A 15126-nucleotide genomic window follows, 5' to 3' on the forward strand; every position below is an offset into this window, starting at 1 on the left:
CACTCGAACGTCGGCTGGTTCAGGCCGATGGAGGTGACCTTGCCCGCGGCGTCACGGCCGTAGGCGAAGCTGGTCGACCCCGGCCCCGTCCCGGCCACGAAGGCATGGGTCAGGCCGGTCAGGTCGTTGTCGATGTCGTAGGCGTAAGTCGTGTCCGCCGCCGCGCCCGGACGGTCGACACCGGTGCGTTGGCCGAGCGAGCCGTGGCTGATTTGGCAACAGGTAACCCTACGGATTCCAAGTCACGTTGAGTGTGTTTGAAGTGATCCGCCGCCCCGTCGCCGAAACCCCGTCCAAATGGACGCAGATTTCGCGCCCGCTTACGGGCGCAGACCGCACTTGTCCACCATCCCCCAACACAGCAATCCTCAAATCTTTAGGTAAATAAATCTCAGTCAAAACCGACGAATTATTACGATCTCGCTGTTCGGACGAGAAATATCGACGCCATGAAATACCCGCAAGAAACGCTTCTCCACTTAGTTCTCCTTCAGAAATACCGCAATCGCCAAGAGCAAATCCGCCATTTGATCCATTCATTTCCGCGCCATTAAAACTCGAAAAATCTGAATGAAAGGATACCTTCAAAATTTCCGAGGGAGATAATGTTGAGTACTGATTAGATATAGAGTCAGGCAAAGAGGAAACATCAGATACTGAAGCATTCCGTATCATCAACGATGGAGAACATGCCGACAGGGCGAAAATCAGCATCAGAAAACTCAAATAAATTTTCATTTTGGCACCGCATAAGTTTCATCGAAGGCTTGGGAGACCGATTTCGCATCCGGACCAACTTGCGTCATCATAATTTCCGCATCAGCATGATTTGCTTCGGCAGCGTAGGAAACATCCGCCCCTGAAGAAGGGAAAGCGCCAGACCTGCTCTCACCCATACTCGCAATAGTGTCGCTGAAGTTGCGATGCTCTGGCTCCGCTTCCACATTCCTCCAACTACTCACAAGTCCGTCTAGGGTCTCACCGTCGGATATCCCAGAGCCCCCCTGCCCGCCCTGCGCCACTGGATCAAGCGTCGCTAGCACGTCTACCTTTGTCCCCGTACTCACGATGCCAGCAATAGCGGTGTTACAGCCCCGGCTGTGACAAGCTACATTGACAGGTCCACCTGCGGCCGCAGCAGCTGTCAAAGCGGCAGCCATTGCTCTCGTATCGTTGTGCCGAACAAAAATGACTGGACGTCCCGCCCGAGAAGGATTGGCTCCGTGATTGATCGATGCAGATCGCATGGCATTGAAGGCCCTATCAGCTTGGCCGCCGACAAAGATGTCGGTCAACCCCGTGGGGTCAGTCCTATTCGCCGGATCCAGCCCGACGTACATATACAGGTTGGGATCGTCCTTGGTCCCGATGGGATCGCGGGTGAGGAACTGCCCTAGGTAGGGCGAATAGTACCGCGCCCGATAGTAATAGAGCCCCGTCTCGGGATCGTACTGGCGCCCGGTGTAGCCGAACGGGCTCTGCGCCGGCGGCGCGCCCTCGCCGTGCGGCGAGTAGGTCGTCGTCCCCACCGTCTTGCCCGTGCTGTCCGAGGTGGCGATCACTGAGCCCTGATGGTCGGTGTGGTGCCAGTAGACGACGCCTGACGACGTCACCGTCGCCAGACGGGCGTCCATGGTCGGGTTGCCGTCCTTGTCCACCGTCCCGTCGGGGATGAACCGGCGGATCAGGTCGCCGTTGACGTCGTACTCCGCCAGCTCGTCCGTGCCGGACCACAGCGTCCGCGTCGTGACCCCGTTGACCACCTTCTTTGTGCGGCGGTCATCGCTGTCGTAGTGGTAGCTGGCGGTCAGCGGCGAGACCGCATTGTTCTCCACCGCCCCGAGCCGGTGGCCGTAGGTGTAGTGATAGGTCCAGGTCACCGACGCCCCGCCGCCGACCGGGGTGCGCACCTCCTGGTACAGGTTCCCATCCCCGCTCCAGGTCAACGCCCGGCTTTCGGTCGCGTCGCTGACCGAGGCGATCCGGTTCATAATGTTGGCCGGGCCGTAGGTGCGGGCATAGGCCAGGGTCGGCATCCACTCGAACGTCGGCTGGTTCAGGCCGATCGAGGTGACCTTGCCCGCGGCGTCACGGCCATAGGCGAAGCTGGTCGACCCCGGCCCCGTCCCGGCCACGAAGGCGTGGGTCATCCCGGTCAGGTCGTTGTCGATGTCGTAGGCGTAAGTCGTGTCCGCCGCAGCGCCCGGACGGTCGACACCGGTGCGCCGGCTCAGCGAGTCATGCGCGATCGTGACCGTCTGGGTCCCGGAGGCGCCCGGGAAGCTGACCGTCTGCACCCGGTTGGCCAGGTCGAAGCCATAGATGATGGTCCAACCGCCCGGCTGGGTGATCGAGGTGCGGTTGCCGCGCCCGTCGGCATAGCCGTAGCCGGTCGTGAAGCTGATGCCGCCCACGCCTTCGGGCCGCCACTGCTCGGCCGTCAGCCGGCCCAGGCCGTCGGCGTAGGTATAGTTGCGCACGTCGCGACGAAGGCTGTCGTCGAACGTGGCGGTCGTGGTCTCCTGGTTGGACATGTCGCGCCAGACCGGACGCCCGGCCAGGTCATAGGAGGCCCGGCTATTGCGGCCGGTCCATTGGTAGCCTTTCTCGGACTCCGCGTGCTCGCGCACGTGGAAGTCCCGGCCCATGGCGTCATAGAACAGGCTGGCGCGGTGGCCGCTGGGCTGTTTGCGGACTACGACCTGCCCGCGTTCGTCCATTGCCGTCCATTCCTCGAGGGTGTCGGCGTAGATCGTCTTGGCCGCGCGGCCCAGGCCGTCATAGACCTGCTGGGTGATGTTGCCGTTGGCGTCGATCTCGGCGCTCTGCAGGCCGGCGCCGTTGTACAGGAAACGCCGCCAGCGGGTCTCGGTGAAGGTCGCGTTGTCCGGCAGCTGGGTTCCGATCTCGCAGCTGTTCGCCGTCGCCCGCTGGAAGCGGTGGATCTCGGTCGGCTGGCCGGCGGCGTTGTAGACCGTCCGCGTGGCCCGCAGCTCGGGGTCGATCGTCACGACCGGGCGGTTGACCAGGTCGTAGCAGGTGCGGGCCGTGTCGCCCGACGGATCGGTCACGGCCAGCGGCTTGTGCGTCAGCGAATAGGTCGTCGTGGTCGTGCGCCAGGTCGCCGCCGTAGCGTCCCACGACTTGACCTGGGTCAGGTCGCCCGCGTCATCATAGACCCATTCCGTCCGGATGTTGGTGACGGTCGGCCCAGCCTCCTTCGTCTTGCGACGCAGGGTGTCGTATTCCGTCGTGGTGGTCGCTCCGCCCACGGTGGCGCTGGTCACATTGCCCACCGCGTCGCACACGAAAGTGCTGGCGATCCGGTCGGCGGGGCTCTGGGAGCCCTGCACGCTCTCGCGCAGGCAGAAGGCCGGCAGGCCGGAGCCGCCATAGGCCATGGTCGCCTCGATCCCGGTCGGATCCTGCGTCCGGGTCGGACGGCCGTAGCCGTCGAACCAGGTGCGCCACACGGCCTGGGCGTTCGTACCCGTCAGGCCGTTCTGCACGGTCGGGCCGGTCATCACATCGACCAGGCCCTGGCTGTTGTAGTGCAGCGTCCACTCGGGCCGGGTCGGATCGGCCGCCGTCGCCGGCAGGATGATCTTGGTCGGCTTGTTCCAGGTGGCGTCGTACTGCGCCTCGATCTCGATGGTCTGGCACCACCATTGGACCTGCTCCGCCGTCAGGCCGGCCGAGCAGTTGTCGATCGGGGTCTGGCGGCGTTTGATCAGGTTGCCGCGCGGATCGAAGGTGAAGGCCGTTCGGTCCCCCCACGGCGTCTGGATCTCGGTCGTGCGGCCGGGTCCGTCATATTTGGCCCGCGAGGTGCGGCCGAGGGGATCGGCCGAGGCGATCAGACGACCGTCCTCGTCATAGGCCTGACGCACCGTCCGCTTCTCCGGGGTCGTCGCGTTCTGCGCATCCAGGGCCGAGGAGAAGGTGGAGGTCGACGAATAGTAGATCGTCTTGCGGTTCTCCGCGTCGAAGGCCTCGGCCACATACGGGGCCACCTGGCCGCCCACCGCCCGCCAGTCGAAGCGCGCCACCGGCGCGACGACACCGGCGTCCCGCACCTCGGTCAGCAGGTGCTGGTACTCGGTGAGCGCCGGGTTCACGCCCAGGGCGCCGGTCGGGGCGGCGTAGACATAGGTCCGCTCCCGCACGCCCGTGCGCTTGGCCTTGGTCAGTTGAAGGGCGCAGAAGTTCACGCCCTGCGGACACTCCCGCTCCTGGGTGAAGTCGACCGTCGCGGTTCCGGCCTGGACGCGCATCAGCCGGCCGCCGTCGCTCGCCTCCCTCTGGCATTGATCCACCGCCTGCCAGTAGCCCGCGCCCCGCTTCGGATACACGGCCAGTGCAGAGCTGTTGCACTGGGCCGTCCCCGCGGTGCTGGCCGACTGGCTGTGCGTGAAGGTCAGGACGGCGCCCAGATTGTTGGAGACCGTCTTCAGCATCGGCGGATTGGTCGCGTTGTAGTCGCCGTAGGCCAGGGTGATGACCACTCCGGTCGGGAAGGTCCAGCTGGTCGCCGCGCCGCGCAGCTCCTGCGGCGCCGTGACGTTGTCGTCCGGGTTGTCGATGTTGCGGAAGGTCATCACCGACCGGTCCGACAAGGTCCAGTTCAGCTCCGTGGAGCGCGGACCGATCGCCGGCTCGCCGACCGGGGCCAGGCTCTGGGTCGGCGCGGCCGGATTGCGCCAGCTGCCGTCCACCAGCCGCACGAAGCTGCCGGTCTGGCCGCCGCCGGAGACGGTGACCACATTGTCGACGGCCTGGGCCTGCAGCCAGTCCATCGCGATCCCGGACACGACGGAGGCCTCGAGGGTGTCGGCGCGCCCGGCTTCCAGCGCGACCAGCGCCGCCATCAGCATGGGCGCCGCGGTCACGGTTTCGGCGTCCGGCAGAAGCGCTCCGATGTCGGTCGTATGGCCGACGGAGCTCTCCCAGTTGTGGGTCCAGCCCATGCCCAGCCCGCTGCCGTCCTGCACCGGACCGGTGGAGACATAGCTGCGCGAGAAGCTCAGCGAATGGGGGAAGTCGCCCTGCCCGATCGACAGCTCGGTCCCTTCGCTGAAGGACATGCTGCCGGTGCGCAGATCCACCGCGCCCAGCAGCGAATGCGAGACGTTGGCCGCGATACGGCGGCCCTCTTCCTTGCCCAGATAGTCGAGCGGATCCGGCGTCTCGCCGGCGGCGCCCTTGAGCAGGAAGGCCGGCGTGCCGTCCGCGGCCGCCGCCTGCTGCATGATCCACGCCTGTTCCGACCCGTCGTTGCGGCGCGCGAGGAAGGCGTTGTTCCCCGTGGTGGCGACGACTGTGAAGCCTCTCGCCAGATAGCGCTCGATCTCGGCCTTGGTCTGCGCCGTGATCGCGCCCGGCAGAGCCGAACTGGACCCGGCCGTCGTCAGCACCTGCAACCCGGATGCGGCGCCGAGCCGCCGCGGCGCCGTGGAGAATTTCCGTGTCTGGGGCGAACCCAGCACATGCTCGGCCTCGGTCTGCATCAGCGCCAGCGCCTCGCCCGTCACCGACAGGGCGGCCAGGGCCGACAGGATATGATGCGGCTGGTCCGTCCCTTGCGTCCCGATGGCCACGGCGGTGTCGATATCCAGGGCGATGTCGCCGCCGGGATTGCTGGCCAGACCGATCGAGTGTTGGTGGAAGATCCGCGCGCCCGACAGCGGCTCGATGATCCGCACGGTCTTGTCGAACAGGTCCGTCCAGGCGTTGACCAGTCCGTCCTTACGCCAGGAGAGTTCCGTCACCAGGCTGAGGTCGCTGAACCGGTTCTGCGGCGGCGTCCCGTCCGCCCAATATCGCCACGGCTCGACGATCTGTCCTTCGCATTCCTCGGCCGTGAGAATGGGATCCTCGCCGACCGGATGGTAACAGTCAGCGTATCTGGTGCTGTCGGTCGGCATCAGACGATGCAGATGGATGGGGTCGTCCGCCGTCGCCCACGCCGCCTTGCGACCGCCGTTCCCGCCCGCGGTCCGGACAATCAGGTCCTCACGCCGGGTCGGCTGCAGCGTCTTGGCGACCGTCTCATCGCCGAAGGTGCCCGCGGACCAGGGCTGGCTTGAGCCGTCCACACCGGTGCGGCGCGCCGCGTACGGGTGATTGATCGAGATATCCAGCCGCCGCGCCTGGGCGTCGAAGGCCGTCTGCCCCGGGTCGGTTCCGCAGATCACCTGCGCGCCGTCGCACTGGGCGGGGTCGAGGCCGCCTCCGAAGTAGGCCGTCGCGCGTCCGTCGATATGTTCGCGCTTGCGCACCGCCACGACCAGCGCCCGCCCCTGAAGCTGCGCCTGGGTGCGCCAGCCATAGATGCTGGGCAGGTCGAAGGTGTGATCGAAGCCGGCGGTCTGCAGGCGCACAGTCGCGCGATAGGGCGCGGGCACGTCGCCCGCCCAACGCGCGGACACGCTCGCCTGATAGGGCGTCGCCGCCACACGGGGCGCCGCCTCCGTGCGGTTGACCTCCCAGCCCCCGGCGAGCTGCTTGAGCGTCCTGCCGCTGTGGTCCGTGATCAGGGTGTTCTGCAAGGTCGCGGCGTAGCCGGCCACGTCGTTCTGGATGTTGGTCGCGTTGACGCCGTTGAGCGCGCCGCCGCTGACCGACACCCCGGACGAGACGTTGGTCCAGGCGGCGGAGCGTGAGGTACCCGCGGCGTCCCACAGGTCGATGCCGGCGACCTTGGTGTTGGTCTTGAGCGAGGGATCGAAGGCGTACCAGGTTCCGCCGATCTCGGCCTCGACCCACAGGTGCAGCATGGCCACGCCGCTGACGTCGCCGGACATCGCGCCGCAGTCGGTCGCGCCGTTGACGGTCGCCGGCGTGCCCGCCGCCGCCAGCAGCAGGCAGGCCTGCTTGGCGTTGTCGACGCGCAGGATCGACTTGGCGTCCGCCCCCGACAGATTGACCTGTCCCAGCACGAAGCGCGCCTGGTAGCCCGAGGCGCGCAGCAGTTCGGCCATCAGCTGGGACTGGTCGAACGACCCGCCCGAGCCGTCCAGCAGCACCCCATCGGCGCCCTTGTGCAGGCCGAACTGCGGCTCGAACAGGATCGAGTTGTAGACGAACTGGTAGATGCGGTCGGGGTTGTTCTCGAGCGCCCGGGCCAGGGCCGTGATCCGCGCGCTCGGCGCCGTCGCCGTCGGCGAGGCCGGCGAACCGTAGACGCTCGTTACATCCGCGCTGACCGGCGACGTCAGCGTCTGTTGCACCGACAGGCGGAAGCCTGGAAGGCCGGAGGTGTCATAGCCGGAGAGGGTGTAACCCGGAGGGGTCTGCGCCCGCGCCCCTAGCCGCGAAGCCGAGAACAGCACCCCAGCTGCACCGCCGGCGGCGACAATCCCGGCAAGTCCGCCGATCAGTACCCGACGAAGACCAATCCGGCCCGCAACACGACGGACGCCCCCAACACCAAACACCAAAACGGCTTCCCCCGAACGCTACCGCAACGCTTGGACACAAGCCGATGGCGGCGGTGGTGGGAAGCGAAAACTTCACCAAGTGATCATCGGGCACGTTCAATCGAGACGCAATTGCGCGCCGTCGGCATAATCGTAGCTGGAGCCAGTTGCGCCCAACGCTCCACTCTCAGCCAACGCTCTAGGGTATCTGGGCTTTGATGTGCTGACGTGCTGTCGCACTTCGCCCACGAGGCGCGACCTATACACATCAGCCGACGCGATTACGTGGTCATCCTCGTCAGGTCGAGCGCATGAGCTCGCCTTCAGCCTCGCAGGCCGAAGAGAAGGTGAACTGAAAGGTCGAAGGGAGAATAGCAGCTCCGTCTATTGCGTGGATTGCGCCTAAAAGAAACTGGGAGAAACGTTCAGCATATTACGCGTTCCTCGATCAAATCGATAAACTAGGCCGGGCAGACTCTCAAAAGCCCCACCTGAGCCGACCGAGCCAACCCTCACAATCACAACAAAGTCTTCAGATCTAGATACCATTAATACAGCATAATCGACACTAGATCCGCTCAAATTCAACATATTATCGGCCAAATCATCTTTGAAGCGATCGTTTATTACAGATATATACCCGTCCAACAATGCACGATCATTCTCAACTCTTAAATCACCACCTCTGACGTCTGCATTAATTTCAACAAATCGCTCTACAGAAATATACACATTTCTATCAAGAGCACCGCCGTTCGGATCAGCACCTCGAATAGAAGACGCCTGATCTGCCATGGATACGCTGGATATACTCCAAAGAGAGATCAGCACCGCTGCAAACAGAATCCTCATGACTATTTACCTGTGTGGAGGAATGGGCGGAATTCGACCTGTTACCCGAGCGCGGCCAGTTTCGGGGGCCCCGGGAAGCCGCTGAGAAGTACCGTCGGGGAAAACCTCCATCGTTCCCGGCTGCCCGATGTACGTAATCAGGCGCCCCGTAGGCCCATCAATTATAGTTCTGTCGTAGGGCCTACCAAGCTGCGATGCCCTGGTATCCGCTCCATCAACATCGCCTGTGCTCAACGGGTTCCCAGTTTCGGATATATAAGGCCCGTTTGGGGTTGGATGACCGTGTTGATCGCCAACCGGATTTGAAGACTGTTCATAGAGCTCTCCCATATTGACGTTTCCTTCGTCTCCTTGACTGACGGAAACGCTTACCGTCACAGAGCCATCCTCATTGCCGTTAAAGATGCTTCCGTATTCGTGTCCGGTGGCGGCGATTAGAGCCGCGTTATGCGGAGCAACTGCAGCGTTTGCATCACGCAGTGCGTCTGGCCCCGTGAACGTATCGCCCGCCGCCGGGGTCTGCACGCAGGTACTGCTGATATTCTCACAGGTCGTTGGCGTACCTGCTGGATCTTGCATCTTACCTGTTGGATCGGTCGCGTTTGCCGGATCCAACCCGACGTACATGTAGAGATTCGGATCGTCCTTGGTGCCCACAGGATCCTTGGACAGGAAGGTTCCTAGGTACGGCGAATAATACCGCGCCCGATAGTAATAGAGCCCTGTCTCCGGGTCATACTGCCGTCCGGTGTAGCCGAAGGGACTTTGGGCCGGAGGCGCGCCTTCACCGTGTGGTGAGTAGGTCGATGTGCCAACGACCTTGCCCGCGCTGTCTGAGGTAGCGATCACCGAACCCTGATGGTTGGTATGGTGCCAGTAGACCACGCCCGATGACGTCACCGTCGCCAGGCGACCATCCATCGTCCCCGTCCCGTCCGGAATAAACCGCCGGAGCACGTCACCGCTAACGTCGTATTCTGCCAACTCGTCGGTCCCGGACCACATCGTCCGGGTGGTCACCCCATTGACCACCTTCTTGGTGCGACGATCATCAGAATCGTAAAAGTAAGCCGCCGTCAGCGGCGAGACCGCCGCGTTCGTGGTCACGACCGCAAGACGGTGACCATAAGTCCAGTGGTAGGTCCAAGTCACGGATGCCCCACCGGTAACCGGTGTGCGCACTTCTTGCGAAAGATCGCCATCCCCGTTCCATGCTAACGCCCGGCTTTCGGTCGCGTCACTGACCGAACTGATCCGGTTCATGTTGCTGGCCGGACCATAGGTGCGGGCATAGGCCAAGGTCGGCATCCACTCGAAGGTCGGCTGATTGATCCCGATCGAGGTGACCTTACCGGCGGCGTCACGACCGTAGGCGAAGCTGGTCGACCCCGGCCCCGTCCCAGCCACGAAGGCGTGGGTTATCCCGGTCAAGTCACTGTCGACATCATAGCTGTAGCTGGTGTCCGCCGCCGCGCCCGGACGGTCAACGCCGGTGCGTCGGCTGAGTGAGTCGTGAGTGATCGTCACCGTCTGGATCCCGGACGCGCCTGGGAAGTTTATCGTCTGGACCCGGTTCGCCAGATCGAAGGTGTAGTTGATGGTCCAGTTGCTCCCGCCCGATTGGGGTTGGGTGATCGAGGTGCGGTTCCCTCGACTATCCGCATAACCATAGCCGGTCGTATAGCTGAGCCCGCCCACACCCTCGGGCCGCCACTGCTCGGCCGTAAGCCGGCCCAGGCCGTCGGCATAGGTGTAGTTGCGCACATCCCGACGTAGGGCGTCATCGAACGTGGTGGTCGTTGTGGTCTGGTTGGATACATCGCGCCAGACCGGACGTCCGGCCAGATCATAAGATGCCCGGCTGTTGCGGCCAGTCCACTGATAGGCCTTCTCGGAGTCCGCGTATTCCCGGACGTGGAAGTCCCGGCCGAGAGCGTCATAGAACAGGCTGACACGATGGCTGCCGGGCTGCTTTCGGACCACGACCTGGCTGCGCTCATCCATCGCCACCCATTCCTGCAGGGTGTTGGCGTAAATGGTTCGGGCTGCACGGCCTAAGCCATCATAGACCTGTTCGGTGCGGTTGCCGTTCGCGTCGACCTCCGCCGATTGCAGACCGCCGGCATTATACTCGAACCGCCGCCAGCGGGTCTCAGTGAAGCTGACGTCCGAGGGCAATTGGGTCGCCGCGGTGCACGTCCCAGCGGTCGCCCGCTGGAAGCGATGGATCTCGGTCGGCTGGCCAACGGCATTGTAAACAGTCCGGGTCGCCCGAAGCTCGGGATCAATCGTCATGATCGGCCGATCCACCAAGTCGTAGCAGGTGCGGGTAAGGTCACCCGAGGGATCGGTCACCGTTAGCGGCTTGTGCGTGGCCGAATAGGTGGTGGTGGTGTTGCGCCAGACCGCCGCGCTCGAATCCCACTGCTGGACCTGGACCTCATCCCCATTCAGGTCAAAGATCCATCTGGTCTGGATGTTTGTCCCAGCCGGACCTGCCTCTTGAATCTTACGGCGCAGGGCGTCGTACTGAGTTGTGGTCGTAGCTCCACCCACGCTGGTGGTGAGCACATTGCCGACCGTGTCACAGGTGAAGGCGCTCGTGATCCGGCCCGTTGAGCTCTGCGAACCCAGGACCTGTTCCGTCATACAGAAGGTCGGATTGGCACCGCCGCCATAGCTCATGCTTGACTCGATTCCGGTAGGGTCCTGCGTCCGGATGGGGCGGCCATACGCATCATACCAGGTGCGCCACACCGGGTTGGCGTTCGCGCCCGTCAGGCCGTTCTGGACGGCGGGACCTGTCATCACATCGACCAAACCCTTGGCGTTATAGCTGAGAGTCCATTCAGGCCGAGTGGAGTCCGCTGCGGTTGCCGGAAGGATGATCTTCGTCGGCTTGTTCCAAGTGGTGTCGTATTGTGCCTCGATCTCAATGGTCTGGCACCACCAGCCGATTTGCTCCGACGTCAGACCGGCCGAGCAATTCGCGATCGGGGTCTGGCGCCGCTTTACCAGGTTGCCGCGCGGATCGAAGGTGAAGACGGTGGTGTCGCCCCAGGGGGTCTTGATCTCGGTCGTACGACCAGGGCCGTCATATTTAGCCCGCGACGTCCGCCCCAGAGCATCCGCCGAAGCGATCAGCCGTCCGTCCTCGTCATAGGCTTGGCGCACGAACCCGCCCTCGGCGTCCGACGCCGAAGAGAAGGTGAACGTCGAGGCGTAGTAGCGCGTCCTGCGGTTTTCGGCGTCAAACGATTCCACCACTGTGGGCGCCACTTGGCCGGCGACCGCGCGCCAGTCGAACCGCGCCCGAGGCGTCGCGACGCCGTCGTCGTCCACCTGGGTCAGAACCTGCTGGTAGTCCAACGCGGTCGTATAGCCCGCCACGGCGCCCGTGGGCGTGCCATAGGTATACAGACGGTTGCGCATACCGGGGCGGCTGGCGCCCGCCAGCTGGAATGCGCAGAAGTTCACGAACTGCGGACAGATGTAATTGTGAGAGAAGTTGATTTCGTCCGCGCCCGCGACGACGCGGATCAGACGGCCGCCCTTTCGAGAGTCCTCGTAGCAGGCCTGAACGGCTTCCCGGTACCCCGGCTGGAAGTTCGGATACATCTGGCCGGCTGAGGTGTTGCAGGCCTGCGTATCGCCCCAGCTGGAGGACTTGCTGTAGCTGAAGGTCAGCGACGCGCCGACGTTGTTAGCCACTGTGGTCAACATAGGCCGATTAGAGGAATCCTGTCCGCTGTATGTCAGGGTGATGATGACACCGCTGGGGAAGGTCCAGCTGGTTGCAACACCACTCCGTCCGAGCGGCGTGGTTCCAGAATGGGGGTTTGCAATGTTGCGGAAGGTCATCACCGACCGATCCGCCTGTGTCCAGTTCAGTTCCGTGGTGTAAGCGCCGATGAAGGGCTCCGTCGCCGGAGCGATCGACTCCGTCGGCGAAGCCGGATTGCGCCAGGCGCCATCGACAAGGCGCACGAAGCGTCCCGTGCGTCCGCCGCCCGAAACAGTCACGACATTAGCGGCGACCTGCTCCTGCAGCCAATCCAGCGCCACGCCAGACACGACGGAGGCTTCGATAGCGTTTGCCCGTCCGGCCTGAAGCGCTGTCAGCGCCGCCACCAGCATGGGGGCGGCGGTTACGGTCTCAGCGTCCGGCATCAGCGCTCCGACATCCGACGAATGGCTGACCGAACTCTCCCAATTATGGGTCCATCCCATGCCGAGCCCAGTGTCGCTCTCGATCGGACCGGTCGAGACATAGCTGCGTGAGAAGGTCAGCAGGTACGGGAATTCGCCCTGCCCCATGGACAGTTCCGTGCCCTCGCCGAACGACAGAGATCCTGTCCGCAGATCAACGGCGCCCAGATGGGATCCAGCCACGTTGGCGGCCAACCGGCGCGCTTCTGCGGAACCGAGGAAGTCGAGCGGGTTGGGCTTCTCGCTTTCAGCGCCCTTCAAGAAATAGGGATGGGAATCGACATCCGGATTCTGGCCCATGCGATGAGACCGAAGAATCCACGCCTCTTCGGAGCCGTCATTCCGGCGGGCCAGGAAGGCGTTGCCGCCGGCGACCGTCGAACTGGCGACCGTGAACCCGCGCGTGAGATAGGCTTCGATCCGGGCCTTCGTGTCGGCGGAGACATCTGACGGCAAGGCGGCGGTCGAACCAACCGCGGACAGCACCTTCAGACTCGTTGACCCGCCCAGACGCCGCGCCGCTGTGGTTTGGGTCGAGCTTCCCTGGAACATCGGCCGCTCAGTAGCCATTTGGCCGATCGCCAGCGCCTCCTCAGTGACCGCCAACGACGCGAGAGCGGACAAGACATGGTGCGGTTGATCCGTGCCGCCGGCCGCGATCCCGACCGAGGTATCGATATCCAGCACGTTCTCAGTCGCGCTCGGCGTGATGGCGAGGCCCACCGAGTGCTGGTGGAAGATGCGCGCGCCGGACATCGGCTCCATCATGCGAACCGTCTTGTCGAACAGGTCGGTCCAGGTGTTCAGCAGGCTGTCCTTCTTGGTGCCCATCTCCGCGACGGCGACTTCGCCGCGCGGAAACAAACGGAAGCCGCTGGGAACGTTGGAGAGCGTGTCCTGAACCCAGTATCGCCAGTCCTCGGCATTCTTTCCGTCGCACTCTCCCTCCATGACCATGGTGTTGTCGTCACGCGCGAAACAGTTGTTGTAGTCATCGCCCGCGGGGACAAGCCGGTGACCCTGGATCGGGTCGTTGGCCGCAGCCCAAGCCGCCTTGCGCGCGCCTCCTCCGCCCGCGGTGCGGATCAGCAGGTCCGCGCGCTTACCAATCTCGAGATGCTTGGCGACCGTCTCGTCCGCGAAAGTGCCTAACGCCCATGGCTGGCTATTCGCGGGATTCAATCCCGATCGCCGAGCGGCGTAGGGATGGTTGATGGTGATGTCGAGACGGCGGGCCTGGGTATCGAAAGCTGCCTGCGTCGGGCTGGTCCCGCAGAACACGCTGACATTGTCACACTCAGCGGTGCCGAAATTGCCCACGAAGTAGGCCGTCGCAGCCACGTCCTCATGCTCGCGGTTGCGTACGGCGACCTTAAGGGTTCGCACCTGAAGCTGCGCCTGGGTCCGCCAACCATAGATGCTGGGCAGGTCGAAGGTATGGTCGAAGCCGGCGGTCTGCAGGCGCACGGTCGCGCGGTAGGGTGCGGGCACGTCGCCGGTCCAACGCGCGGAGACGCTCGCCTGATAGGGCGTTGCGGCCACACGGGGCGCCGCCTCGGTGCGGTTGATCTCCCAACCGCCGGTCAGTTGCCTGAGCGTCTTGCCACTATGGTCGGCGATCAGTTCATCTTGGAGGGTGTCGGCATAGGCCGACATCTTGTTCTGGATGCTGACCCGGTTCAGTCCGGTCAGATCTCCGCCGCTGACGGACACGCCGGATGAGATATTGCTCCAGGCTGAAGCGGCGCTGGATGCGCCCGCAGCGTCCCACAGGTCGATGCCGGCGACCTTGGTGTTGGTCTTGAGCGAGGGATCGAAGGCGTACCAGGTTCCGTTGATCTCGGTTTCGACCCACAGGTGCAGCATGGTCACGCCGCTGACGTCGCCGGACATCGCGCCGCAATCGGTCGCGCCGTTGACGGTCGCCGGCGTGCCCGCCGCGGCCAGCAGCAGGCAGGCCTGTTTGGCGTTGTCGACCCGCAGGATCGACTTGGCGTCCCCGCCCGACAGGTTGACCTGCCCCAGCACGAAACGCGCCTGGTAGCCCGAGGCGCGCAGCAGTTCGGCCATCAGCTGGGACTGGTCGAACGACCCGCCCGAGCCGTCCAGCAGCACCCCATCGGCGCCCTTGTGCAGGCCGAACTGCGGCTCGAACAGGATCGAGTTGTAGACGAACTGGTAGATGCGGTCGGGGTTGTTCTCGAGCGCCCGGGCCAGGGCCGTGATCCGCGCGCTCGGCGCCGTCGCCGTCGGCGAGGCCGGCGAACCGTAGACGCTCGTTACATCCGCGCTGACCGGCGACGTCAGCGTCTGTTGCACCGACAGGCGGAAGCCTGGAAGGCCGGAGGTGTCATAGCCGGAGAGGGTGTAACCCGGAGGGGTCTGCGCCCGCGCCCCTAGCCGCGAAGCCGAGAACAGCACCCCAGCTGCACCGCCGGCGGCGACAATCCCGGCAAGTCCGCCGATCAGTACCCGACGAAGACCAATCCGGCCCGCAACACGACGGACGCCCCCAACACCAAACACCATAAACGCCCCCACGCTATAGTCACGCTTGCAGACAAGCCCATGCCCGCTTCCCTGAAAAGGGGAATCTTCGCGGATAGAGCGAAATACGGCTTTACCCCCTTACAAGGCTAAGCTTTAC

Annotated in this window: 4 protein-coding genes; all 4 read right to left on the reverse strand. The window is 64.1% G+C overall.

The window, feature by feature from the left end:
* Nucleotides 1–228: 228 nt before the first annotated feature.
* The 4 genes from AC07NB_RS17305 to AC07NB_RS17320 all read right to left on the reverse strand — a co-directional run bounded on the left by AC07NB_RS17305 (nucleotide 229) and on the right by AC07NB_RS17320 (nucleotide 15008).
* Nucleotides 229–714: a hypothetical protein gene (locus AC07NB_RS17305; protein WP_494572064.1), complete on the reverse strand. Its 486-nt coding sequence runs from the start codon at nucleotides 712–714 to the stop codon at nucleotides 229–231.
* Nucleotides 715–734: 20 nt separating this feature from the next.
* Nucleotides 735–7331 (reverse strand): RHS repeat-associated core domain-containing protein, encoded by a 6597-nt coding sequence (locus AC07NB_RS17310; protein ID WP_494572063.1) that lies wholly within the window; start codon nucleotides 7329–7331, stop codon nucleotides 735–737.
* Nucleotides 7332–7820: 489 nt separating this feature from the next.
* Nucleotides 7821–8270 carry a hypothetical protein gene (locus AC07NB_RS17315; RefSeq protein ID WP_494572062.1) on the reverse strand — a complete coding sequence of 150 codons (450 nt, stop codon included), beginning with the start codon at nucleotides 8268–8270 and terminating at the stop codon, nucleotides 7821–7823.
* Nucleotides 8271–8276: 6 nt separating this feature from the next.
* A complete protein-coding gene (locus tag AC07NB_RS17320) occupies nucleotides 8277–15008 on the reverse strand; it encodes an RHS repeat-associated core domain-containing protein (RefSeq protein ID WP_494572061.1) in 6732 nt (2243 codons plus the stop codon).
* Nucleotides 15009–15126 lie beyond the last annotated feature (118 nt).

This window comes from Brevundimonas sp. GW821-FHT09G01 (assembly GCF_059416065.1).